The organism is Sorangium sp. So ce1153, from assembly GCF_051521595.1.
Classification (GTDB): Bacteria; Myxococcota_A; Polyangia; order Polyangiales; family Polyangiaceae; genus Sorangium.
The window spans coordinates 12,363,510-12,388,564 of the sequence record NZ_CP150361.1; the positions used below are offsets into that span (position 1 = coordinate 12,363,510).

Consider the following 25,055-nt stretch of genomic DNA (forward strand, 5'->3'; position numbering starts at 1 on the left):
TCATGTGAACTCTCTCCGGCCAGATTTGAGCACTACCGCTGAACGGGTGCCGGAGAAGAGCTCCTCGTAGACGAAGTTGCGGAGGACGAACCTATAGCTAGCCGATCCGGATCTTCTTCTTCAGCGCGGCGAGCTCATCATCGACCGCCGACCCGCCGGGCCTGTCCGCGCCGCCGGCGCTGCCCACGCCGCCTCGGCCGTGCTCGAGCTGCGCGAACTTCGCCTCGAGCTCGGCCGCCGACAGCCCGCCGCCGGAGATCGCCTCCTCCACCTCGCGCGACGCCGCGACCTGCGCCACCTGCCCCTCGACCTGCTCCTCCATCCGCCGGAACTCGGAGAAGGCGCTCTGGCCGCCCCTCGACCCGAGCCCCTCGGCGCCGCCGCCCGCGCGCTGCTGCTGGATCTGCGCCGCGAGCGTGCCCTTGCGCGCCTGGAACTCCTCCTGCTTGGCCTCCATGCGCTCGAGCTCACCCTTCATCGAGATCACCGCGGAGCGCTGCTCGGCGCGCATCGCCTCGGCCCTGTCGCGCTCGCCCACGACCCGCTTCTTCTGGACCAGCGCCTCGCGCGCGAGCTTCTCGTCGTTCGCCTTCAGCGCGAGCTCCGCGCGCTTCTCCCACTTCTCCGCCTCAGCGTCGAGCTCGTCGACCTTCTTGCGCAGCACCTTCTCGGCCGCTACCGCGTCGACCAGCTCCTTCCGCGCCGCGCGGACCTGGTCCTTCATCTCCTCGACGATGAGATCCAGCGACTTTTTCGGATCTTCCGCCTTGTCGAGGAGCGCGTTGACGTTGCTCGAGATGACCTTCCCCATGCGGTCGAAGATGCCCATGCCGGTAGCGTGCACCGCCCCGCCGCCCCTGTAAAGCGCCCGCGCGCCCGGCCGCGAGCGCCCCCGGGGAGGGCGCCCGCGACCCCGGAGCGCCCGCGGCCCCAGGGCAAAGACCGGCATCAGGGCGGCGGCAGGTACGCCGGACCGAAGCTCGCCTCCACGGACGACCGCGTCGTCAGCAGCGGGGTCCTCGTCGCCTCGTCCTCGTAGAGCGGCCTCACCACGCAGGTGTCCTCGCCGCACTCGCCCCCGTCGACGAACGCGACGTCGGCGACGAGCCAGTACCGCGTGCTCCCGTCGCTCGACGCGAACGTGACGGGCGCCTCCGGGTCGTGGAACCCCGCCGGGCCGAGATCCGCCCCGAGGGCGCCATGGCAGAAGATCTTGATCCGCGGGTGGACCGCGTAGTCACGCCCGTGCCCCGAGTAGTAATGGACGCCGATCCGCGTCCACTTCCCGAGCGGCGGGAAGTCGATGTTGATGTTCTCGGGCGCACAGAAGTCGTCCCGGTTCGGGTCCGTGACGCCGGGGTCGCAGGTGATGTTGTCGATGTCGAGCCGCGGGTTATGGCACCCGCGGCCGAGGTCGCGCCACGCCTGCCCGGCGCCGCGAGGGGCGTGGTAGCAGGTGTTCTTGGCCTCCACCGGGTCCGCGTACCAGCTCACCGGCTCCGGCGGCGCCGCCGTGTCGCTGAACCAGCGGAGCTCCGGATCCTCCGCCAGCATGTCCACGGTGCAGTTGTTGTAACCGCAGTCGCTCGGCGAGCCGGCCACCCGCCACGGCTGCGTGTCGTCCGGCTGGTGCAGGTGCAGATCGAGATCCACGCCGTTCCCGCCGAGGTCGTGCTCCCACTCGAGCTCGACCCGCAGGCCGGGCGCGCCGACGTAGAGCGCGTACTCGCACGAGTCGGTCGTGCCGTCCGCGAGGCGCTTCGTGTAAACAACCTTGTACTCCCCCGACTGGAGCGGCTTGTAGTCATCCGCCGGGCTCGTGCCGGACACCGACGGACACGGATCGATGCCGGTGGGGCAAACGACGGTCCAGGTCTCCGAGCCAGGCTCGGCGTCCACGCTGAACGTGCCTGTCCCTTCCTTCAGGTCCACGTCGGCGAACGGGGGCGCCTGCAGCGCGTGGCAGCCCGCGGGGCTCTCGTTGAAGCAGCTCTCGGTCGCGTGCCGGCCGCCGAGGCACGGCCCCCACACGCCGACCTCGTTGCACAGCTCGGTGCCCGGAAAACACCCCTCCACCGCGCGGTACGAGGGATCGCCCATGAAGCACGCGCGCGCCTGACCCGCGACGCAGGAGCACGTCTCGTCGACCTGACCGTCGCAGTCGTCGTCGAGGCCGAGGTGGTTCACGTCACAGAGCTCCTCGGGGCCGCACTGGGTGCCGCACGGGTTCACCGCCCCGTCGACGACCCCCGCGTCGCCGCCGGAAGGGATGACGCCGCCCGGAGCGTCCCCCGGAGAAGCGGCCCCGCCGCCCCCCGCGCCGCCCTGTCCTCCGGCGCCGCCCTGTCCTCCGGCGCCGCCGGACGATGAGCCGCCGGCGCCGAGATCCGGGCGCGGGCCCGAGGCATTACAGCCGACCGCGACGAACGCACCCGAGGCCGCGGCCCCCAGAACAGCGAGGAGCGCAGAGGAGACGCCGAGATGACGCATGAAACCTCCAGTCGCCAGCGCGCGGTGGAGCGGCGTGGGCCAGGAGGAGCGCCCCGCCAGACACCCGCGTTCAACAGCGAGGTTCCTGTCTTAGCAGACCCGGAGAGACTCCAAAGCACGCTCGTGAGCGCGTCAATGCACGCTCGTGAGAACGGATGTCACCGCGTCCTCTGGAGACGTCTGCTGCCGTCCCGCCGCCGTCAGCAGACGTCTGCTGACGTCGGCTGACGTTTTCGCGCCCGAGCCGCTCAGTCCGTCGCGCGCGGACCCCTCGCGGACTCGGCCGTGAGCGCGGCTTGCGCGGCGGCGAGCCGGGCGACCGGGACGCGGAAAGGAGAGCACGAGACGTAATCGAGCCCGGCCCGCTCGAAGAACCCGATCGAGCTCGGGTCGCCGCCGTGCTCGCCGCAGATACCGAGCTTCAGCCCCGGCCGCGCCGCGCGCCCGCGATCCCGCGCGAGCTCGACCAGCGCCCCGACGCCAGGCACGTCCAGCGACTGGAACGGATCCTTCGCGAAGATGCCGGCCTCGACGTACGCGCCGAGGAACCGGCCCGCGTCGTCGCGCGAGATGCCGAGCGTCGTCTGCGTGAGGTCGTTCGTGCCGAAGCTGAAGAACTCCGCCTCCTCGGCCAGCTCGCCGGCCATGATCGCGGCGCGCGGGAGCTCGATCATCGTCCCGAACCGGACATCGACCCTCCGCCCCTTCTCGGCGAACACCTGCTCCGCGACGCCCTCGACGAGCGCGCGCGTGATGGCGAGCTCGCGCCGGGTCATGCTGAGCGGGATCATGATCTCGGGCTCGACCTCGACGCCCGCCGCCGCGACCTCGCACGCCGCCTCGAGGATGGCGCGCGCCTGCATCTCGTAGATCTCCGGCGACGTGATCGCGAGCCGGCAGCCGCGGTGGCCGAGCATGGGGTTGTACTCGGCGAGCTCCTGGCTCTTGCGCCGGAGCTCCTTCGCGCTGACCCCCACCGCCTTCGAGAGCTGCTCGAGCTGCGCCTCGTCCTGCGGCAGGAACTCGTGCAGCGGCGGATCGAGCAGCCGGATGGTGACGGGCAGACCGGCCATCTCCCGGAAAACACCCACGAAATCGCCGCGCTGGAAGGGGAGCAGCTTCGCGAGCGCGCGCCGCCGCCCGGCCTCGCCGTCGGCGAGGATCATCTCGCGCACCGCCTGGATGCGCTCCTCGTCGAAGAACATGTGCTCGGTGCGGCAGAGCCCGATGCCCTCCGCGCCGAAGTTGCGCGCCGTCCGGGCGTCGTGGGGCGTGTCGGCGTTCGACCGCACGCGCAGGCGCCGGACCGCGTCGGCCCAGCCGATGAGCTCCTCGAACTCGCCGCTCAGCGCCGCCGGCACGGTCGGCACCGCCCCGAGGTAGACCCTGCCGGTGCCGCCGTCGAGCGTGATCAGGTCGCCCGCCTTCACCGTGATCGAGCCGGTCGCGTGCCCGTGATCGTCGTAGATCGTCACCGCCATCTGGCCCTGGCTCACGCTGACGGCCGAGCAGCCGGCGACGCAGCTCTTGCCCATCCCGCGCGCCACCACGGCCGCGTGGCTCGTCATGCCGCCGCGGGCCGTCAGGACGCCGCGCGCCGCCTTCATGCCGTGGATGTCCTCCGGCGACGTCTCGGAGCGCACGAGGATCACCGCCTTGCCCTGGCCAGCGCGCCGCTCCGCCTCGTCCGCGCTGAACACGACCTGCCCCGTCGCCGCCCCGGGGCTCGCCGGCAGGCCCCGCGCGAGCAGCCGCTTCGGCGCGCCCTCGTCGATGCTCGGGTGGAGCAGCTGATCGATCGAGCCCGGATCCACCCGCAGGATCGCCTCGCGCTGGCAGATCAGCCCCTCCCTGGCCATCTCGACCGCGATGCGCACGGCCGCCCGGCCCGTGCGCTTGCCGGTGCGACACTGGAGCAGGAAGAGCTCGCCCCGCTGGATCGTGAACTCCAGGTCTTGCATGTCGCGGAAGTGCTGCTCGAGCCTGGCCTGCACCGCGACGAGCTGCGCGTAGGCCTCCGGCATCCGCGCCTCGAGCGAGCTCGCGTCGTCCGACGTGGGCGCGTCGTCCGACGTCGCCCCGCCGCCCGACGTCGCCCCGCCGCCCGGCGTGGCCCCGCCGCCCGGCGTGGCCACGCCGCCCGAACCGGCCCCGCCGCCCGAACCGGCCCTCGACAGCGGGTGCGGCGTGCGCACGCCCGCCACGACGTCCTCGCCCTGGGCGTTGGGGAGCCACTCGCCGTAGAAGCGCCGCTCTCCCGTCGACGGATCGCGCGTGAACGCCACGCCGGTGCCGGAGTCGTCACCCAGGTTGCCGAACACCATCGCCTGGACGTTGCACGCAGTCCCCCACGCCTCCGGGATATCGTGCATCTTCCGGTATACCTGGGCACGGTGGTTGTTCCAGCTGTCGAATACGGCGCGGATCGCGCCCCCGAGCTGCGCGCGCGGATCATCGGGAAACGGGTTCCCCGTGGCCCCGAGGACGATCTCCTTCTGCCGCTGGACCAGGGCCGCGAGCGACGCCGGATCAAGCAGGGAGTCGGGCACCTTGCGCTCGAGCTCCGCGGAGTTCAGCCGCGTCGCGTCGACGCCGAGCCGCGCCGCAGCGTCCCTGCGCGCGCGGCCGAGCGCCTCCTCGAAGCGGTCGCGAGGCACCCCGAGCACGATATCGGAGTATGTCAGGATGAACCGCCGATGAGCGTCCAGCGCGAATCGCTCGCTGCCCGTGCGCCGCGCGAGCCCGGCCGCGATCTCGTCGTTCATCCCGAGGTTCAGGATGGTATCCATCATTCCCGGCATCGACGCGCGCGCGCCCGAGCGGACCGACACGAGCAGCGGCGCCTCGGGGCTCCCGAACCTCGCGCCGAGCAGCGACTCCAGCCGGCCGATCGCCGCCTCGATCTCGTCTTCGACGCCGGCGGGGAGCACCTTGCCCGCGGCGTAATACGCGTTGCAGACCTCGGTGGTGAGCGTGAAGCCCGGCGGCACCGGGATGCCGAGTCGAGTCATCTCCGCGAGGCCCGCCCCCTTGCCGCCGAGCAGGTCCTTCTGTTGTGCGTCCCCGTCCGCCTGCCCTGCGCCGAAGAAGTAAATCGATCTCGCCATGGCGGGCGCACGCTAGATCGTCCGCGCAGTCCGGTCGAGATCCTCGAACGGCGGCGAGGACGGCGCACGGCGCCTGTTGGGCGGCGCGCGGCGCCTGTTGGATCCGCGACCGACGGAAGCGCGTGGCGCAGCCCGCACCTCGCCAAAAATACCTGCCTTTGACGGCGGACGAGCTATGAAGCGTCGCATGAAGCGCTGCGCCATCCTCCTCGCCATCCTCACCCTCCCTCTCGGGGCTTGCGACCAGAAGCCAAGCCCCCAGCCGGTCGCCGAATCCCCGGCGCCCGCCTCGGCCGCTCCCTCCGCGCCGGCCGCGCCCACCGACGATCCCACCGCGGCGCAGGCGCCGCCTGCCGAGCCCGCCGGCTTGCCCGCGCCGCCCGACGTCGCCGCGCCGCCCGCGGACGCGCAGAAGACGGCATCGGGCCTCGCGTTCAAGGTGCTGACGCCGGGCAAGGACCAGGCGCACCCCGGCCCCGACGACAAGGTGACCGTTCACTACACGGGGTGGACCACGGACGGGAAGATGTTCGACAGCTCGATCGTGCGCAACGAGCCGGCCACCTTCCCGGTGGGCGGCGTGATCAAGGGCTGGACGGAGGCGCTCCAGCTCATGAGCAAGGGCGAGAAGCGCCGCCTCTGGATCCCCGGGAGCCTCGCCTACGGCGACCGGCCCACGCGCCCGGGCGCTCCCGCTGGAATGCTCGTGTTCGACGTCGAGCTGCTCGACTTCGCGCCCGCGCCGAAGCCCCCGCCCGCGCCGAAGGACGTGAAGGCGGCGCCCAAGAGCGCCAAGAAGACCGCCTCGGGGCTCGCCTACCAGGTCCTCCAGAAGGGCACGGGCACGGAGCACCCGAAGCCGACGAGCCGCGTCACCGTGCACTACACGGGATGGACGACCGACGGGAAGATGTTCGATAGCTCCATCGTGCGCGACGAGCCGGCCACCTTCCCGGTGGGCGGCGTGATCAAGGGGTGGACCGAGGGCGTACAGCTGATGGTGAAAGGCGAGAAGACGCGCTTCTGGATCCCGGCGGAGCTCGCGTACGGCGAGAAGCCGACGCGCCCCGGCGCACCCGCCGGCACGCTCGTGTTCGACATCGAGCTCATCGACTTTCGCTGATACGTCGGCCGGCGCTTTACATCCGGCCGACTGCCTGGCTACATGGACGATGCGAGCGGCCAGGCATGCTGACATCCATTCGACTCAAGAACTTCAAGAGCTTCGCCGATCAAACGGTGGAGCTCTCCCCCTTCACGCTGCTGCTCGGGGCGAACGGCTCCGGCAAGAGCAATTTCCTCGACGCCCTGCGCTTCCTGCAGGGTGTCGGGCTGGACCTCCCCTTGTGCGACATCTTCCGCGGCCGAGTCGACGGCAAGCGCGAGGTCTGGCCGGGCCTGCGCGGCGGCACGCAGGGGGCCACGCACAGGGGCGCCAAATCGTTCACCATCGAGAGCCGATGGATGATCGGGAAGGAGGAGCTCACACACAAGATCACGTGTCAGGTCGAGCCCGACGTGATCGTGGAGCACGAGTCGCTCGAGGCGCGGTCGGCGGGCGGGCTGCTCTTCGACACGCCGACATCGGCGCTGAAGGGGCTCGAGGGGTTCGCCGCGGGCCACGCGATGAAGGCGGCGTCCAAGAAGGGCCGCTCGATGCGGATCGCCTCGATGGATCGCAACCCCGCGCGGCGCAGCCTGCTCGGCCAGATCGAGCACCACCGCGGGCGCGCGGATGACGTGAGCCTCGCGGACGTCATCGCGCTCTGCAACGCGCTCCAGGTCGCGATGCGGAGCACGCTGTCGCTCGACATCGATCCTTCGCGGATGAGGGGCTACGTGCCGCACGAGATCGAGAACCTCGGCGCCGGCGGGCAGAACCTCTCCGCGGTGCTCCGCTGGCTGTGCCAGGAGGCCGATCACAAGGCCGACGTGCTCGGGTGGGTGCGGTCGATCTTCGCGCCCGAGATCAGCGATATCGAGTTTGCGGAGACGGGCCTCGGCGATGTGATGATGGTGCTCGTCGAGAAGGACGGCGCCCGCGTGCCGGCGCCGAGCCTGCCGGACGGCGCGCTGCGCGCGCTCGGCAAGATCGCCGGCGTGCTCACCGCGCCGGAGGGCTCGCTCCTCCTGGTGGAGGACCCGGACGCCGGGCTGCACCCCGAGCGCGCGGGCGTGCTCGCGCAGCTCCTCGAGGGGGCGGCGCGGCCGTCGGTCTGCCAGATCGTGGCGACGACGCACTCGCCGGCGCTGCTCAGGGCGGTCTCCAAGCAGGGGCTCAGCCGCGCGATCGCGTTCGAGCGCGATCCGGAGACCTCCGCCACGACGGCGCGCCGGCTCGCGGAGCTGCCGCGCTTCGCGGAGATCGCGGAGCGCGACGCGGGGGAGCTGCTCTTCTCCAAGGCGCTCGCGGGGTAGTGCCGGGTTGCCCGGCCCCCGGAGAGGGAGCTCTCCGCGCGGGGTGGGGGCCCCGCCGAACTCGCCCGATAGGCTCTCTCTTCCGGCGGAGCCGGAAGAGAGAGCCTATCGGGCTCAGACATCGGCCCATCCCCCACCCCGCGCGGAGAGCTCCCTCTCCGGGGGCCTACCGTGGGGCGCTTGGCCGGAGAGCGACGGCGACGCGGAGCTGGGCTCTGGCTGGCGATCTGCTGCACGGAGCGAGCTGAGAGTCGGGTCCGCTCGGAAGTTTGCAGTACTCGATTCCTCGCTCGCTCTCCAGACGCGAAGGACTCGCGGCGTATGTCGACGACATACGCCAGGCAGATCATGGCCCAGGCCGTGCTTTTGGCGGCGGAACGGAGGAAAAAGCCGTCGGGACGCCAAGCGAGAGAGAGAATTTCTCGATCCTCGCCTGTCATTCAATCCCATCTGCGCACGATGCTGCCATTCGAGCACGTTGCGAGAACACAGGGATGAACCTCGACTGACATTTTCCAAACGTCACCAGGATGCGAGGCGTCCCTGGGTATACGACAGCGACCCCCGTCTACACACCACAAACAAGGCCATGACGGACATCGTATTTCAGCGATGCCATTGCATTGCAGTGATTCCATGCACAAAGCGACCTGCTCGCCCGTCATCACGCATTGCATCGTGAGCGCCGGCATGCTTTCTATCCTCTCCTTGAATCGCTTGCGCGGCGGACGTCGCGCGACCAACACCAGGAAGAGGTACCTTGCTTTACTTCAACACTCCGCTTCGACTGGTCTTTTGTCTGACCATCGGCCTCTCGGCGATGGCCTGCTCCGCTGACGAGATCAAGGACTACATCGAAGACAACATCGGCGAGGGCGGCGGCGACGCCGCCAGCACGACCGGCAGCGCCAGCAGCTCCGGCCAGGGCAGCACCACCGCCGGCACGGGCGGCGGCACCACCACCGCCGGCACGGGCGGCGCGGGCGGCGGCGCCAGCACCGGCGAGGGCGGCGGCACCACCGCCAGCACCGGCGAGGGCGGCGGCACCACCACGGGCGGCGCGGGCGGCGAGGGCGGCGAGGGCGGCGGCACCACCACGGGCGGCGAGGGCGGCGCGGGCGGCGCGGGCGGCGGCACCACCACCGCCGGCACGGGCGGCAGCGGCGCCGGCGGCGCGCCTCCGGTCGATCCCGCCTGCGGCCCGGACACCGCGACCTTCGCCGATGTGCGGCCAGTCCTGGAGGGCTGCGCGAACCAGTACTGCCACGGTAGCCCTACCGCTCCGTCGGCCGGGCTCGACCTCCGCCAGGCCATGGCGGTCGGCGCGCTCGTCGGTAAGGACGCCCGCTCCTGCTCCAGCGAGCACGCCCTCGTCGTGCCGTTCTCGCCGAGCAGCAGCTACCTCATGAACAAGCTGAACGACGCCGGTCTGTGCGACCCCGACGAGAGCAGCATGCCCCCGGGAGCGCCGCTGCCCGCGGCCGACATCAAGAAGATCAACGACTGGATCTGCGCGGGCGCCCCCGCCGACTGAGATGCGACCGGCTCGGTAGCAACGTGCCTTCCGGAGCGCCTCGAAGGGACAGCGAGCTCGACGAGCTCCGAAAGGCGCGTCTGCCCTCCACCGGCAGATGACATGGACCGCACCGCGCGCTGTCGCGCCTGTGTACAAGGATCGCTCCGACAACGATAGCGGGGCATTCCGGACACCAAACCTGCCAGCACAACCATGTTTGATGAGGTAGGTACACAGGGACGGACACAGTCCTGCTCAACGAGGCCTGTACACCGTGGCAGACACAGACATACTCGAAGAAATCGGCATGAATGGCGGACACAGCCGTGATCAACAGATCACCGGCCGGGAATGTGGAGCCCAAACCAATGAATCGGCCGAATTTGCAGGTCTCCTTATTCACTTATTCACTTAGAACAGAACCTGCGATTCCGCCGATCTTACCTGGAGAGACTTGATGCGTACCACTCGCTTACTTGGCAGCTTCTCCGCTTCGTTCGCATGCTTTTTGCTCGCTTGCAGCCCTGGAACTGGCGGCGACGAGCAGGGCGACTCCTTGCACTCCGCGCTGAGCAGCCCGGATGGCACGATCCAGGCGGAGCTCACGCTCCCCGCTCAGTGGGGAAACGGGTACTGCGCGAGCGTGACGGTAAAGAACACGACGGTAAATGACGGGCGCGACGTCCCGCCCGCCAGCTGGGGCGTGGTCATCGGGCTCAACGGCTCGACGTTGAACAACGCATGGAACGTGCGCGTCACCCCGTCGGGGGAGCAGTTCACCGCCATCAATGAGAGCTACAACACGCTGAAGCCCGGGGCCTCGACGGTGTGGGGGTTCTGCGGGAGCGGGACCGGGAGGCCTGCGCTCGTATCGGTCAACGGCCCCGGAGGCTCGACCACCAGCACGAGCGCTTCCTCCAGCAGCAGCTCGAGCACGTCCGCGAGCAGCGGCGGTGGAGAGGGCGGCGCCACGGGGACCGGCGGCGCGGGCGGCGAGGGAGGTGACGTCACCACCGCCGGCGCGGGCGGCGAGGGCGCCGGCACCACCACCGCTGGTGCAGGCGGCGAGGGCGCCGGCACCACCACCACCGCTGGTGCAGGCGGCGAGGGCGCCGGCACCAGCACCACCACTGCTGGCGTCGGCGGCGCAGGCGGCGAGGGCGCCACCACCACCACCACCGCTGGCGTCGGCGGCGCGGGCGGCGAGGGCGCCGGCACCACCACCACCACCGCTGGCGTCGGCGGCGCGGGCGGCGAGGGCGCCGGCACCACCGCCACCACCGCTGGCGTCGGCGGCGCGGGCGGCGAGGGCGCCGGCAGCACCACCACCGCTGGCGTCGGCGGCGCGGGCGGCGAGGGCGGCGGGAGCTCGATCGATCCGGCCTGCGGCCCGGACACCGCGACCTTCGCCGATGTGCACCCGATCCTGACGCGGAGCTGCGCGGGCTGCCACGGTAGCCCCGCCGCTCCGGCGGGGCTCGATCTCCGCCAGGCCATGGCGGTCGGCGCGCTCGTCGATCAGGACGCCCGCTCCTGCTCCAGCGAGCACGCGCTGGTCGTGCCGGGCTCGCCGAGCAGCAGCTACCTCATGAACAAGCTGAACGACACCGGCCTGTGCGACCCCGACGAGAGCAGGATGCCCCCGGGCACGCCGCTCCCCGCGGCCGACATCAAGACCATCAACGACTGGATCTGCGCGGGCGCCCCCGCCGACTGAGGTGCGGCCGGCTCAGTAGACCTTGCAGCGCGCCCCGGTGGCGGCGCGCGCATAGGGCACCTTCGCGCTCCGCGCCTTCACGTAGATCGCCCCGCCCGGCGCCGGCCTCGGGATCACCGCGCCTGTCGCGAGGGGCCGCCCGGGCGGCAGCTCCTCGACCTCGACGATCACGTCGTTCCCTTCCTGATCGACCGCGGAGATCGAGGGCCGCCGGCTCTCCTCGTCCGCAGGGCCGCCCGGGCAGGACACCCCGCGCGCGCTCAGGGCGACGGCGAGCGTGTCGGCCCCGGTCTCCGGGGCGCCGGCCGCCCACTGGAACCTGGGATCCCGGGCCTCCCCCACCTCCACCGCCAGGCAGCTGCAGCGCTCCTTCGGCGCCGCGGCGCGCGCGAGCGCGAGGTCGTGCCGCACGCCGACCCAGGAGGACACCCGCTCCTGCGGCGCGCTCGGGGCGCCGCTGAAGTCGTCGGGCGTGCCGACCGCGCGCCGCGGCGCCTTCTGCTTCGCCCCCTGCTGATCATCCACCCGCGCGGACGGTTCGATGGTGCCGCCCTCCCAGAACGCGGCGGCGCCTGCGTGCTGGTTACCGCTGCAAGCGGCGAGGGCGACTCCGGAGAGGAGCGCAGCGAAGCGTGCGAGTCGGACGCCCGAGTGGAGCATACGGCGCGATCTTCGCACCGGCGCCGGCGACGGCCAAGGTTTGTGCTGAATGCCGAGAGGAGGGGAGCCGCCGCTGCGCGCGCCTGGCACGGACCAAGTACACACCGGGTGCGCGCCAGGTACGCGCCAGGTACGCAATGCGCGCGCGGCGACGGCGCTACGCGCCGGGTAGCCGGCGCGCAGCGCGAGCAGCCTTCACTTCGGCTTGATCTCGGTCAGGACGATGAGGTAGTCCGGCGGGTTGTTCGGCGACAGCTTGGCGTACGGGTTCTCCTTGCTGGGCCACCCGACGAAGCGCTTCGTGCTGTACTCGCCCCAGGAGGGGTTCTTGAACAGCGGGATGACCGGCACCTGCTGCGAGTAGATCATCTGCAGCTCGTCGATGATGCGCTTCTGATCGGCCGGATCCGTCGCGGACGCGAACTGCTTGAACAGCGGCTCGGCCTCCTTGGCGCCGAAGCGGTGCCAGTTGCGCGTCGTGGCCTCGCCGACGGGCTTCACGAACTCCGTGCCCATGAGATCGCGGTAGAAGTTGAACGGCGTGGGCTCGGTGTTCGTCCAGCCCATCGACATGTCGAACGTGCCCTTCTGGAGCGCCTCGAAGAACGCGCTGAAGTCGTACGTCTTCAGCGTCGCCTCGATGCCGACCGCCTTCAGGTTCTGCGTGGTGATCTGGACCGCGCGCACCCAGTCGGACCAGCCGGTCACGACGTTGATGTCGAACTTCAGCGGCTTGCCGTCCTTCGCCCGGATGCCGTCCGCGCCCTTGGCGTAGCCGGCCTCGTCGAGGAGGGCGTTCGCCTTGGCCACATCGTAGGTGGTCCAGTCCGCCGCCGCCGCCTTCTCGTTCCGCCAGCGCGCGTAGGCGTCGTCGAGCCCCGTCGCGTCCGCGCCGACCGTGTAGCCATTGACCGCGATCTTGGCGATCTGGGCCCGGTCGATGGCCATGCTGATGGCCTTGCGCAGCTTGATGTCGTTGAACGGCTTCTTCGTGGCGTTCGGGTAGAGCGTCACGGTGCCGCCGACGAGCGGGAACCAGTAGTGGTTGTTCTCAGGGTCCTTGGAGACGTAGGTCTTGTCGATGTCCGGGACGAAGTTGCCGGCCCAGTCGACCTCGCCGTTGATGAGCGCCAGGTTCGCCTGGTCGTTGCCCGGGTATGCCGGGAACCGCAGCCCTTCGACAGCCGGCTTGCCCTTCTGCCAGTAGTGCGGGTTCTTGCCGAGCTCGTAGATCTGGTTCTGGAACGTCTTCACCTCGGTGAAGGGCCCCGTCGCGACGGGGTTCTCGTTCGTGAACGTGACCGGGTCGGCGACGTCCTTCCACTTGTGCTCCGGCACGATCGGCTGGTGGCCGATGTAGCTGAGCCCGGGGACGAAGGGCTCCTTGAAGATGAACTCGACCGTGGTGTCGTTCTTGGCCTCGACCGAGTCGACGAGCTTCCAGACGCCCGTGAGATCGAGCGCCGGGAACTTCTTGAGGAGCCCGAACGTGAACGCGACGTCCTTCGCCGAGAAGGGCTGTCCGTCAGACCACTTGACCTCGGTGCGGGTCGTGAAGGTGAGCTTCTTGTTCGAGTCGCTCCACTCGTACTTCGTCGCGAGCCAGGGCATGAACTCGCCCTTCATCGTGTTGTAAACGATGAGCGGCTCGTAGATGCCGGCGACGGTGGGGAAGCGCACGCTGCCCTCGCCGAGCAGCGGGTTGAAGTTGCGCACCCAGGACGCCTGCTGCTCCCTGGAGATGGTGACGAACTTCGAGCCGGCGTTCTTCGCCCCCGCGGCCCCGGCCCCGGGATTGGCCGAGTTCGCGCCCGCCGGCTCCTTGCCGGCGTTCTCGGTCCCTTCCTTGTTGCCACAAGCCGCCGTGGCGCCGACGGACAGAAGTAGCGCCGACAGGGCAAAAATGCGGCGCGACATGGATCGACTCTTCATAAGCTTGCTCCCTCGCGGCGACCTCGGTCGCCCGCGACGATCCTCTCACTCGACCGACAGCACGCAGCGCCGCAGCGCAGCGACAACAGCAGACCGTACGGCGGCGCCACGGATGAGCCGCGACTGCGGCACCCTGACGCCGGCGCACTCTACCGGCCGACGTAGAGAAGTGTCAACCTGACGAATTGAGGGGGGTTCCTGGGCCGCCGGTGCGGTGCGCGACCTGATCGGATGCGCACGCCGGAGCGGGCGCCCCGGAGTCGAGCGAGCCAGATCAGAATTCTGCCGGATCGCTGTACGTTCCCATGACGTCCCGCAGCACGTCGCAGATCTCCTGCTCGGTCGCGTACACGCTGGCCGCCGCGATGATGGGGGGCATGAGGTTGTCGCCGCCGCGTGCGCTGTTTCGCACCTCGGCCAGCGCGCGCCGCACCCGGTCCTGATCGCGCTCGGCCTTGACCCGGGCGAGGTTCTCGCACTGCACGCGCTGCACCTCCTCGTCGATGCGGAGGAGGGGGATCGTCTTCTCGCCCGCCGCGGCATAGCGGTTGACGCCCACCATGATCCGCTCGTCCGACTCCAGCTCTCGCTGGAAGCGGTAAGCCGAGGCGGCGATCTCGCGCTGCGGATACCCCTTCTCGATGGCGGGCACCATCCCGCCCATCTCGTCGATCCGCTGGATGTACGCGAGCGCCTCCTGCTCCAGGCGGTCCGTCAGCCACTCGACGTAGTAGCTGCCCCCGAGCGGATCGATCGTGTTCGCGACGCCGCTCTCGTGGGCGATGATCTGCTGCGTCCGGAGGGCGATGGTCACGCTCTCCTCGGTCGGGAGCGCATAGGTCTCGTCGAGCGAGTTCGTGTGGAGCGACTGGGTGCCGCCGAGCACGGCGGCGAGCGCCTGGAGCGAGACGCGGACCACGTTGTTGTAGGGCTGCTGCGCCGTCAGCGAGACGCCGGCCGTCTGCGCGTGCGTCCGCAGCTTCATGCTCTCGGCCCGCTTCGCCCCGTAACGCTCCTTGAGGAACCGCGCCCACATGCGGCGCGCGGCGCGGAGCTTCGCGATCTCCTCGAAGAAGTCGTTGTGGACGTCGAAGAAGAACGAGAGGCGCGGCGCGAAGGAGTCGACGTCGAGGCCGCGCTCGATGCAGCTCTCGACGTACGCGAGCCCGTCCGCGAGCGTGAACGCGAGCTCCTGCGCGGCGGTCGAGCCCGCCTCGCGGATGTGGTAGCCGCTGATGGACACGGAGTTCCACCGCGGCACCTCGCGCGCGCAGAACTCGATCATGTCCGTCACGATGCGCATCGCCGGGCGCGGCGGGACGAGCCAGGCGTGCTGGGCGATGAACTCCTTAAGGCAGTCGTTCTGCACGGTGCCGCCGATCCGCTTGCGCGGGATCCCGCGCTTGTCGGCGAGCGCGATGTAGAACGCGAGCAGCACGACGGCCGGGCCGTTGATGGTCATCGACGTCGTCACCTGGTCGAGCGGGATGCCGTCGAAGAGCACCTCCATGTCGCGGAGCGTGTCGACCGCGACACCGCACATCCCGACCTCGCCGAGCGACCGCGGAGAGTCGGAGTCGTAGCCCATGAGCGTCGGGAAATCGAAGGCGGTGGAGAGGCCCGTCTGCCCCTCGGCGAGCAGGTATTTGAACCGCGCGTTCGTCTGCTCCGGCGTGCCGAAGCCGGCGAACATCCGCATCGTCCAGAGCTTGCCGCGGTACATCGTCGGCTGGACGCCCCGCGTGAACGGGTACTCCCCGGGCAGCCCGAGCTCCTTCGTGTAGTCGAGCGGCGCGTCGGCGGGCGTCACGAGATCGGGCACGTCGACGCCGCTCCAGGTCGAGAAGCGCTCGCTGCGCGGCGGGAAGCGCGCCGACGCCTCGGCGACCGGGCCCTCGCGCCACGCGGCCACCGCGCGCCGGAGCGCGGCGAGCCCGCCCTCGTCGAGCCCGAGCCCCTCGCCGCCTCCGCCGTTCGTGTAATCGTTCGCGGAACCGTTCGTGGAAGCTGTCGTGGAAGCTTTCGTGGAACGGAGCGCGTCGGCGCTGCTCTCGTCGGCTGGAGCCGGCGACCTGTGCGCGCGGTCCGCTTCGGCCTCCGGAGGGTGGGTGCGCTCTTCGTACGCCATGGACTCTATCTAGCGCGGCCCGCGCGCGATGGCGCCGTGCAACGCGGGAAACGCCGCCGCGGGCGCGCCGGCGCGGAGCGCACGCGGCGCGTCACGGGCAGCGCGCGTGGAACACGTCGGAGGCGACCGGCGTCGCCCCGTCTTCCAGCGAGTCCTCGATCGAGCCCGTGATGCGGATGCCCTCCGCGGCGCAGAGCGCCGCCGCGGCCTCGCTCGGGAGGGTCCCGCCCTCGGCGCTCGTGTCGGCGGTGAACGCCACGGCGACGTCGCTGCCCGGAGCGACCTCGACCGGCAGCGCCGTCGTGGTCTCGACGGTGAGGGGCGCGACGATCGAGGTCTTCTGATCGGCGCTCGCGATCTCGAAGGTGCGGACCGCGACGCGGCTGGGGCCGCTCGCCCGCGAGCCGAGGTGCAGCTGCAGCGTGAAGGTCGCCTGGAGGCCGGTCCCGAGCGCCCCCGCGGAGACGGTCGCCTCGGGCGCGGCGATGGAGGGCGCGACGAACACGGCGGCGTCTGTGTCGATGCAGCCGCTCGCCGCGGCGGCGAGCGTCGCTGCGGCGGCGGAGAGCCTGGCGCGGGCCTTCATGGTGGTCTCACTCTCTCCCGGGCCGACCTGTCCTGTCCAGATCGGCGGCGCCGCGCGCGCGGCTGGGGGCCGGTGGCAAGCGGCGCGCGCGGCGAGCTCCGCTCAGGGCGGCGGCGGGACGACGCCCTTGGATCGGGCCAGGGCGCAGCCGAGCTCCACGTTCGTCGGCCCCTTGTCGGTGCGCACGACCTTGAACTCGACGCGCCGGTTCTTCTCCCAGGCCGGCGCGTTGTGGGCCGGGTCGAGGGGGCAGTACTCGCCGTAGCCCATGGCGCGCACCGCGTTCCTGTTGACCCCGCGCTGCACGAGCGCCGCGACGACAGCGTCCGCGCGGGACTGGGTCAGCTTGAGGTTGTAGGCGTCGGCCGAGCGCTCGTCGGCGTGCCCCTGCACCTCGATCATCGAGAACTCCGGGTGGTGCTTGAGCGTCTCGGCGACGGCCTGCACGATGCCGAACGACTCCGGGAGGATCTCGGCGCTGCCGGTCGCGAACTGGATCTTCTCGAGGATGACGATGTTGTTCTCCTCGATCACGACACTGCCCTTGTCCGGGCACCCGTCCTCGTCCTCGAGGCCGTTGAACGTCTCCGGATCGTTCGGGCACTTGTCGGCCACGTCCGGGATGCCGTCCCGATCGTTGTCGGGGTCGGGGCAGCCGTCCTCGTCCTCGAAGTCGTCCTTGTCCTCCGGGTCGTTCGGGCACTGGTCGGACTTGTCGGGGATGCCGTCCTTGTCGTTGTCGGGGTCGGGGCAGCCGTCCTTGTCCTGGAAGCCGTCGCGGTCCTCCGGGTCGTCCGGGCACTTGTCGCGCGAGTCGAGGATGCCGTCGCCGTCGCGATCGCCGTCGCTCCCCTCCGGGCAGCCGTCGTCGTCCTCGTCGCCGTCGCGGTCCTCCGGGTTGTTGGGGCAGCGATCGTCGACGTCGAGGATGCCGTCCTCGTCGTTGTCGGGGTCCGGGCAACCGTACTTGCCGGGGGGCGAGTCCGCCTTGGTGTCCTGGAAGCCGTCGAAGTCCTCCGGCTCGTCGGGGCAGTCGTCCTGGTCGTCCTTGATCCCGTCGCCGTCGCGGTCGCCGATGGACGGCTCGAAGACGAACCCGAGCGTCGCGCGCTGCTCCGCCGACTGGAACCCGGGCGTGTACCCGAAGCCGGCGCCCAGCATGAGGAAGCTGTTCCGCTCGATGAAGAGCTTGATGCCCCCGAGCGCCTCGGCCGACAGCTTTTGCTTGCTGCTGTCGCCGCCGCCGACCTGCTGCGTCAGGTAGGTCTCGGCCACGAGATCGAGCGGCGTGAGGACGCGGAAGCTCATCCCGAACCCGCCGGTGAGCAGGTCGGAGTACTCGAAGTCTCCTTCCTTGAGCTGGAAGGTCATGCCGTCCTGGCGCAGGCCGAACGCGGGGTTCTTCCCGGTGTGGCCGCGGTAGCCGGCGTTCACCGCGATCCGGAACGGGTTGGTGATGCCGAGCCGCTTCTCCAGCACGATCTGCGGCCAGAAGAAGAACCCGGGGTCCGAGGCGAAATCCTCGGACCCGCCCACGCCGACGCCGGCCTGGGCGATCAGCGAGAGCCCGATCACGTCCTGATCCGGGCGGAGCAGGCGCAGCTTCGCGTGGATCGCCAGGTTGCCGAGGGTCTGGGCGTCGAGCGCGTTGTCGTTGTAGTTCGCGCCGGGCCCTGGGCCGATGTCGTCGACAGCCTTCGCCCCGTTGAGCACCACCGGGACCGAGAGCCCGAGGACGAGGAAGTTGGCGATGCCGTAATTGAACTGGAATGTCCCCTGGAAGGCGTGATTCAGCATCACCTTCGTCTGCCGTTCGTTGTCGGCGAGCGGCATGATGTTGTGCCCGTAATCGAGCACGAGCCCCAGGCTGATGTCGTTGGCGCCGAGGATGTCCGCGCCGTTGACCGAGAAGAGCCCTTTGGAGTCGACGGCCGGCCGGAACAGGTGCAGGTCCATGCCGTCGCCGTTGGCGCCGTTGCCCGTGCGCGTGCTGTCCGCGGCCTGCGCGGCGGCGTCCGGCGCGGCGGCGGTGATCGCCGCGCCGAGGAGCATGGAGAGCAGCCCGACGCCGACGCGGCCGGGGCGGCTGGGGCGACCGTGGGCGGGCAGCGCGCGCCGGTCGTCTGGCGCGCCGGGGCCGCCTGGGGGCGGGGCGGCGGGGAGCAACGGGGAACGAGGCATCATGGCAAGGTCCTCGGGTTCGTGAGGTCGCGATCGGGCAAGCGCGCCTGGATGTGGCGCTTGGCGCCACGTACCACCGCGTGAATTCCGGTGTCAAACAGACGGCGCGGCGGGTCTCCGCGGCGGCGCGGGCCGGATACCTGGATCAGAAATGTCCACGCGCCGCGCGTCCCGGCGGGCGCGGCGGGCGTGGAGGGCGCGGTGCGCGATCGCCGCCCCTCGGCGGGCGCGATCGTGGACCTGTCGGCGGGGAGCGCGGGCTGGCGTCCGGCGTCGCCGCCGGCGGCGATGGCACGGCGAGCGCGATGGGGCGCGTGGAGCCAGAGTTGTCCTGCCGATCGGAGGCGGGTATTCCGTGGAAGGATTGCTGCAACAGGTGCTCGGAGGGCGCTCAGGGGAGGCCACCGTCGCGCGAGGACCTCGCGCCTGGAGGGGATGGATGCTGCAAGCGAAGTGGACGAGGGTGGCCGCGGCGACCGCGATCATGGGGCTGTCGGCGTGTGGAGGCGGCGGCTCCGACGGCGGCGGCGGGTCCGGTGGGGGCGCCTCCGGCACGGGCGGCGCGAGCTCCGTGTCGAGCGCGACGTCGGCGAGCGCCGGCGGGACCACGAGCGCAGGCGGCGAGGGCGGCGGCGGGAAGAGCGGCGGTGACGGCGGCGGCGGGAGCGGCGGTGGCGGGAGCGGCGGTGACGGTGGCGGCGGGAGCGGCGGGAGCGGCGGTGACGGTGGCGGCGAGGGCGGCGGTGTCTGTGGCGACGGCGTCGTGGCCGGCGCCGAGGAGTGCGATGACGGCGACACCGCGGCGGAGGACGGCTGCGACGCGGACTGCGCTGTCGAGGCGGGTTACACCTGCGCCGACGCCCCGAGCATCTGCTCGACGATGTGCGGTGACGGCCTCGTGCGCGGCGCCGAGTCCTGCGACGACGGCGACGTCGAGGACGAGGACGGCTGCAGCGCGGTCTGCGTGATCGAGGCGGGCTACGACTGCAACGGCGAGCCGAGCGCCTGCGGCCCGCTCTGCGGCGACGGCCTGCTCATCGGCAGCGAGATGTGCGACGACGGAAACACGGTCGGCGCTGACGGTTGCAGCGTCGATTGCGACGTCAACTACGGCTACACCTGCAGTGGCGAGCCCAGCGCGTGCGTCCCCGTGTGCGGCGACGGCATCCTCACCGCCGGGGAGGGCTGTGACGACGGCAACACCCTCGACGGCGACGGCTGCAGCGGCACCTGCGAGCCGGAAGGCGATGGCGTCCGAGGCCGCCCCTCCGCCCCCCACCGCTGATCGACCCGCCCCAGTCCCCCGCCCGCCGATCGACCCGCCCGAGTCCCCGGCCCGCTGATCGACCCGCCCCAGTCCCCCGCCCGCTGATCGACCCGCCCCAGTCCCCTACCCGCTGATCTGCGCTCGCCGAGCGGGGCACACCCGCACAGGAGACGGGCCCAGATCGGCGTTTTCGGCGCGCAGGCGTACTCTCGTACGCCGAGCACCGAAAACGTCGAGGTGGGCCCGTATCCGCCGCGGGTGCGCCCCGCTCCGGGTGCGCCCCGCTCAAGGGGTGCGGGTTTTCAGGCTGTCTATCGCGTGGACGGGCGCCTGGTCGCCGGCCATGAGGTGCGCGATCGCCCCGTAGACCAGCCGCTGGCTCTCCAGCATGCTCTTGCCGGCGAACACCGGCGAGGTCACGACGAGGTTGAAGTGCCCTCCGCCGCCGGTCACCTCGGCGGTGGAGCCTTCGATCTTCTCTTCGATGGCGCGCTTCAGGGCGTCCGGGATCGACCCTTGAAAGGTGGTCAGGTGGATGGACATGGGGCGATCTATAGGTCATCGCCCCGCCGCGGGAAAGCCGGCGCGCGGGGCTCGGGCCCCGGCGGGGCGCGCCGTGAATGCGGCCGGCAACGAGGGATCAGCGGGGCGGGATTAGCGGGGCGGGATTAGCGGGGCGGAACCGGCGGGCGGGGCTCAGGTGCTCGCGGCCCTGCTGGCCAGCTCGACGAGGCCGGCTGCGCCCATGCCGCCGCCGATGCACATCGTGACGATGGCGTACCGGCCGCCGCGACGGCGCAGCTCGTAGAGGGCGGTCGCGGTGAGCTTCGCGCCGGTGCACCCGAGCGGGTGCCCGAGCGCGATCGCGCCGCCGTTCACGTTGAGCTTCTCCTCCGGGATCTCGAGCGTCCGCTGCACGTAGACCGCCTGCGAGGCGAACGCCTCGTTGACCTCGAAGAGGTCGATGTCGGCGATCTTCAGCCCGGTCCTCGCGAGCAGCTTCCGCACCGCGGGCACCGGGCCGATGCCCATGATCGCCGGGTCGACGCCGACGGTCACGAACGACCGGAAGAACCCGAGCGGCTTCACGCCGAGCGCGTCCGCCTTGGCCTTGCTCATCACGAGCGCGGCGGCGGCGCCGTCCGACAGCGGCGAGCTGTTGCCCGGGGTGACGCTCCCCTTCGCCGCGAACGACGGCTTCAGCCCGGCGAGCGCCTCCGCGGTGGTCTCCTTGCGGATCAGCTCATCGGTGCGGAAGTCGAACGTCGCGCGCTTGCCGTTCTCGTAGCGCACCCCCTTCACGGTGACGATCTCGTCCTCGAACCGCCCCTCCGCGCGCGCGGCCGCCGCCTTCTGGTGGCTCTTCAGCGCGAACGCGTCCTGGTCGGCGCGGCTGACCTGGAACCTGTTCGCCACGTTCTCCGCGGTGATGCCCATCGGCGTGTACACCGTCGGACACCGCTCCATCGCCTCCGGCGACGCGCTGAGCTTGTTCCCGGTCATCGGGACCATCGTCATCGACTCGACGCCGCCGGCGATGGCGATGTCGACCGATCCCATCGCGATGCTACCCGCGGCCATGGCGATCGCCTGGAGCCCGCTCGAGCAGAAGCGGTTGATGGTGATCGCGGACGCCTCCTGCGGCATCCCGCCGAGGAGCGAGACGGGTCGCGCGACGTTGAGCCCCTGCTCGCCTTCCGGCATGGCGCAGCCGAGGACGAGGTCCTCGACGTCCTCCGGCTTCACCTGGGGGACGCGCTGGAGCAGCGCGGCGACGACCTCGCCCGCGAGCTCGTCGGGGCGCTTCTGCGCGAGCGACCCTTTGTGGGCCCGGCCAACGGCCGAGCGGACGGCCTCTGCAATTACGACGTCGACCATGGCGTTCACCTAGTTCCGAAGGGGCTTGTTGTTCATCAGCATGTACTGCATTCGCTCAGCGCTCTTGGGCTCACCGCACAGGCTGACGAACGCCTCGCGCTCGAGCTCGAGGATCTCCTCCTCGGTCACCTCGCGCGCCGCGCCCCCGGCGCCGCCGCAGAGCACCTCGGCGAGCTTGCGCGCGATCTTCGCGTCGTGCTCGCTGGCGTGGCCGCCGGCGACGAGCGTGTCGATCATCATCTGCAGCGTCGCGATCCCGCTCTCGCCCGGGAGCTTGTAGGCGCGCGGCACGGGCGCGTGGTACCCGGCCTCGGCCATCCCGACGGCGCGCGCCTTCACCTCGTACAGCTGGCGCGCCCGGTCGAACGAGACGCCGTCGGTCTTGCGGAAGAAGCCGAGCGCCTTCGCCTCGTCCGCGCTGGTCGCGACCTTGGCGAGGGCGATGTTCTTGAAGACCTGCGTCACGAGGTCGTACGAGTTCACCGGCACGCCCTCCGGGATGCCCTCGAACGCGCGCCAGAGCATGTTGAGCGTCCCGGCGCCGCCCGGGATCAGGCCGACGCCGACCTCGACGAGCCCCGCGTACGTCTCCGCCGAGGCCTGCACCGCGTCGCAGGCGAAGCAGAGCTCGAGCCCGCCGCCCAGGGTCATCCCGTAGGGCGCGGCCACGACCGGGACGCTCGCGTACTTCAGCCGCTGCGTCGCGTCCTGGTACCCCTTCACCATCTTGCGGATCGCGTCCCAGTCCTTGTTGCCCGCGGCCATCACCACGAGGAACAGGTTGGCGCCGACGCAGAAGTGCTCGCCCTGGTTGAAGACCACGAGCGCGCGGAAGTCCTGCTCGGCCTTCTCCGCGGCGAGCGAGAGCATCCCGATCGAGTCCGGATCGAGGCTGTTCGCCTTGGTCTTGAAGGTGACGCCGAGCACGCCGTCGCCGAGGTCCCATGCCTCCGCGCCGTCGTTGGCGAGCACGGCCTTCACGCCCTTCGCGGCCGCGCGCGCGCCGGCCAGCGTGACGTTCCTCGGATCGACCTTCTGGGCGACGTACTCCCCCTTGAGGAGGTCGAACACCGCTCCATCGGCGCGGTAGAACGAGGTCGCGCCGCTCTGCTTCATGCGGAGGATCGACTCGGGCAGCTTGAGGCCGTCCTTCTGCATGCGCTCGACGGTCTCGGCGAAGCCGAGCGCGTCCCACGTCTGGAAGGGCCCGAGCTCCCAGTTGTACCCCCAGCGCATGGCGTCATCGATGGCCACGATGCTGTCGGCGATCTCGCCGACCCGCCGCGCCGTGTACGCGAGCGAGCGCGAGAGCACCTTCCAGGCGAACTGCCCTGCCTTGCCCTGGTCGCTCGCGAGCTTCTTCACGCGCGCGGCCGGGTCCTCGATCTTCTCGCACGACCGGGTGGCCTTCTTGATCGCCTCGTCGCCGCCGTGCGGGCGATACTGGAGCTTCGCGGGGTCGAGCGTCTCGAGCCCGTCCTTGGTCTTGCGGTAGAAGCCGCCCTTGGTCTTGTCGCCGAGGAGCTTCGCCTCGATCATGCTCCGGATGTAGGCGGGCAGCTTGAAGACCTCGCGGTCCTCGTCGCGCTCGAGCGACGCGTGACAGTTCTCGGCGACGTGGGCGAAGGTGTCGAGCCCGACGATATCGCCCGTCCTGAAGCTCGCGCTCTTCGGGTGGGCCATGGCGACGCCGGTGATGGCGTCGACGTCCTCCGGCGCGAGCCCTTCCTCGACCATGAGGTGGATGGCCGTGAGCATCGCGTGGGTGCCGATCCGATTGCCGACGAAGTTCGGGGTGTCCTTCCCGAAGACGATGCCCTTGCCGAGCACGTCCTCGCCGAACCTCCGCACGCGCGCGACGACGGCCGGATCGGTATCGGGGCCGGCGACGAGCTCGAGGAGCTTCATGTACCGGACGGGGTTGAAGAAGTGCATGACGAGGAATCGCTTGCGGAAGTCCTCGGAGCGCCCCTGCATCATCTCCTCGATGCGCAGCCCGGAGGTGTTCGACGCCGCGATCGCGTCCGGCCGCATGACCTGCTCGAGGCGCGCGAAGAGGGCGCGCTTCGGCTCCATCTTCTCGATGATGGCCTCGATGACGAGATCGCATTGCGCGAGCTCGGAGAAGTGATCTTCGGTGTTGCCGGTGCGCACGAGGCGGGCGTTCGACGGGTGGAAGAACGCGGCGGGCCTGGCCTTGAGCGCCTTCTCCAGCCCGCCCGCGGCGAAGCGGCTCCGGGCGGCCGGGTCCTGCCGTTCAGCGTCGCTGAGGTTCGGGGGCACGATATCGAGGAGCAAGACCTCGATGCCGGCGTTCGCGAAGTGGGCGGCGATGCCGCTGCCCATGACGCCCGCGCCGATGACGCCCGCGCGGCGGATTGGTTTCGTCATGCAGATCCTCCGAGATGAATGGGGCGCAAACCATTGGCGCAAAGGGCGCCGAGCGCAAGCGTATCCGGGGTGGACGGCCGCGGGGTGAACGGGCGAGGTTGAGCGTCGCTGGCGCGGCGAGCGGCGAGGAGCGGTGAGCGACGGCGAGCGCTGTGTGACACCGCACGCGCCAGCGCGGGTGTACGGCGAAGAACGACAGCTGCGATGAGCAAGCGGCGTGAAGGGTGACGCGTGGGCGGCACGCCGGAAGCGAACACGTCAGCGTACCCTGGAGTACAGACAGTGAGCTTCTTCCTCTGATTTCCGGTGATCGAGGGTGCCCCACGCGCCTGCGATGAATGCATCGGGCGGTGGAGCGCGGGGTTATGAAGTCACCTGTCCAGAGCGTCCGCCTGCGCGCGGTAGCTCCGAGGCGTTATCGATCAGGCTCGCGGCTCGCGGCCGGTGATTCCGCCCTCAGTGCCACGCCTGGGCGGACTGCACTGGCTGCCCGGTGCGGTCGTGCTCGGCGAGGAGGCGCTTCGAGATCTCGGCGCACTCGACGCAGGAAGCGAAGCGCGACCGGTGCAGGCACTGGAGCCATGTCGCCGTCCCTTGCACGCCGAACTCCACCTCATCGAGGTGCCTGCCGCAGGCGACGCAGTGGATGTGCTTGTGCTGATGGGGCGCCGCCGGGCGCGCCGGCGCGAGCGCCTTCCGCTCGCGCTTGGTCAGTCGCTTTTCTCGCTTCATGATCTCCTCTGGGACGGGGGTGGCCGCACGCATCGTGCTGGCGCGGGTAAGC

17 protein-coding genes are annotated in these 25,055 nt (G+C 70.7%); 5 read left to right on the forward strand and 12 right to left on the reverse strand.

Going from position 1 to position 25,055, the window contains the following annotated elements; all coding sequences use genetic code 11:
- Positions 1-97: 97 nt before the first annotated feature.
- From WME85_RS44935 to ppdK, 3 genes are all read right to left on the reverse strand, one after another.
- Positions 98-829 (reverse strand): PspA/IM30 family protein, encoded by a 732-nt coding sequence (locus WME85_RS44935; RefSeq protein ID WP_437830399.1) that lies wholly within the window; start codon positions 827-829, stop codon positions 98-100.
- A 119-nt stretch (positions 830-948) separates the two neighbouring features.
- Positions 949-2,490: a hypothetical protein gene (locus tag WME85_RS44940; RefSeq protein WP_437830400.1), complete on the reverse strand. Its 1,542-nt coding sequence runs from the start codon at positions 2,488-2,490 to the stop codon at positions 949-951.
- Positions 2,491-2,738: 248 nt separating this feature from the next.
- Entirely contained in the window at positions 2,739-5,597 is a 2,859-nt protein-coding gene (ppdK, locus tag WME85_RS44945; protein WP_437830401.1) for a pyruvate, phosphate dikinase, read from the reverse strand.
- A 187-nt stretch (positions 5,598-5,784) separates the two neighbouring features.
- On the opposite strand from ppdK, the gene WME85_RS44950 reads away from it, so the two are divergent.
- The 4 genes from WME85_RS44950 (at position 5,785) to WME85_RS44965 (ending at position 11,248) form a co-directional block, all read left to right on the forward strand.
- Positions 5,785-6,720: an FKBP-type peptidyl-prolyl cis-trans isomerase gene (locus WME85_RS44950; RefSeq protein ID WP_437830402.1), complete on the forward strand. Its 936-nt coding sequence runs from the start codon at positions 5,785-5,787 to the stop codon at positions 6,718-6,720.
- 65 nt (positions 6,721-6,785) lie between these two features.
- Positions 6,786-8,015 carry an AAA family ATPase gene (locus WME85_RS44955; RefSeq protein ID WP_437830403.1) on the forward strand — a complete coding sequence of 410 codons (1,230 nt, stop codon included), beginning with the start codon at positions 6,786-6,788 and terminating at the stop codon, positions 8,013-8,015.
- Positions 8,016-8,835: 820 nt separating this feature from the next.
- Positions 8,836-9,549 carry a hypothetical protein gene (locus tag WME85_RS44960; RefSeq protein WP_437830404.1) on the forward strand — a complete coding sequence of 238 codons (714 nt, stop codon included), beginning with the start codon at positions 8,836-8,838 and terminating at the stop codon, positions 9,547-9,549.
- A gap of 538 nt (positions 9,550-10,087) precedes the next feature.
- A complete protein-coding gene (locus WME85_RS44965; protein WP_437830405.1) occupies positions 10,088-11,248 on the forward strand; it encodes a cellulose binding domain-containing protein in 1,161 nt (386 codons plus the stop codon).
- A gap of 12 nt (positions 11,249-11,260) precedes the next feature.
- Here the strand turns inward: WME85_RS44965 and WME85_RS44970 are convergent, their stop codons facing one another.
- The 5 genes from WME85_RS44970 to WME85_RS44990 all read right to left on the reverse strand — a co-directional run bounded on the left by WME85_RS44970 (position 11,261) and on the right by WME85_RS44990 (position 18,738).
- Complete coding sequence (locus WME85_RS44970) at positions 11,261-11,908, reverse strand: hypothetical protein (protein ID WP_437830406.1); 648 nt, start codon at positions 11,906-11,908, stop codon at positions 11,261-11,263.
- A gap of 195 nt (positions 11,909-12,103) precedes the next feature.
- Positions 12,104-13,840: an ABC transporter substrate-binding protein gene (locus WME85_RS44975; protein ID WP_437830407.1), complete on the reverse strand. Its 1,737-nt coding sequence runs from the start codon at positions 13,838-13,840 to the stop codon at positions 12,104-12,106.
- Between the two features lie 274 nt (positions 13,841-14,114).
- A complete protein-coding gene (locus tag WME85_RS44980; RefSeq protein WP_437830408.1) occupies positions 14,115-15,968 on the reverse strand; it encodes an acyl-CoA mutase large subunit family protein in 1,854 nt (617 codons plus the stop codon).
- Between the two features lie 91 nt (positions 15,969-16,059).
- On the reverse strand, positions 16,060-16,554 hold the full coding sequence (locus WME85_RS44985; protein WP_437830409.1) for a hypothetical protein: 495 nt from the start codon (positions 16,552-16,554) through the stop codon (positions 16,060-16,062).
- A gap of 102 nt (positions 16,555-16,656) precedes the next feature.
- A complete protein-coding gene (locus tag WME85_RS44990; protein WP_437830410.1) occupies positions 16,657-18,738 on the reverse strand; it encodes an OmpA family protein in 2,082 nt (693 codons plus the stop codon).
- 436 nt (positions 18,739-19,174) lie between these two features.
- Between WME85_RS44990 and WME85_RS44995 the strand changes: the two genes are divergently transcribed.
- Positions 19,175-20,020, forward strand: a complete 846-nt coding sequence (locus WME85_RS44995) for a DUF4215 domain-containing protein (protein ID WP_437830412.1) — start codon at positions 19,175-19,177, stop codon at positions 20,018-20,020.
- 267 nt (positions 20,021-20,287) lie between these two features.
- On the opposite strand, the gene WME85_RS45000 is transcribed toward WME85_RS44995, so the two are convergent.
- The 4 genes from WME85_RS45000 to WME85_RS45015 form a co-directional block, all read right to left on the reverse strand.
- The gene (locus WME85_RS45000; protein ID WP_437305231.1) at positions 20,288-20,545 is read right to left on the reverse strand and encodes a BolA/IbaG family iron-sulfur metabolism protein; all 258 of its coding nucleotides are present in this window, start codon (positions 20,543-20,545) and stop codon (positions 20,288-20,290) included.
- Positions 20,546-20,698: 153 nt separating this feature from the next.
- Positions 20,699-21,880, reverse strand: coding sequence for a thiolase family protein (locus tag WME85_RS45005; protein ID WP_437830414.1), 1,182 nt, complete (start codon positions 21,878-21,880; stop codon positions 20,699-20,701).
- A 9-nt stretch (positions 21,881-21,889) separates the two neighbouring features.
- Positions 21,890-24,271: a 3-hydroxyacyl-CoA dehydrogenase/enoyl-CoA hydratase family protein gene (locus WME85_RS45010; protein WP_437830415.1), complete on the reverse strand. Its 2,382-nt coding sequence runs from the start codon at positions 24,269-24,271 to the stop codon at positions 21,890-21,892.
- Positions 24,272-24,727: 456 nt separating this feature from the next.
- Entirely contained in the window at positions 24,728-25,003 is a 276-nt protein-coding gene (locus WME85_RS45015) for a hypothetical protein (RefSeq protein ID WP_436620341.1), read from the reverse strand.
- Positions 25,004-25,055 lie beyond the last annotated feature (52 nt).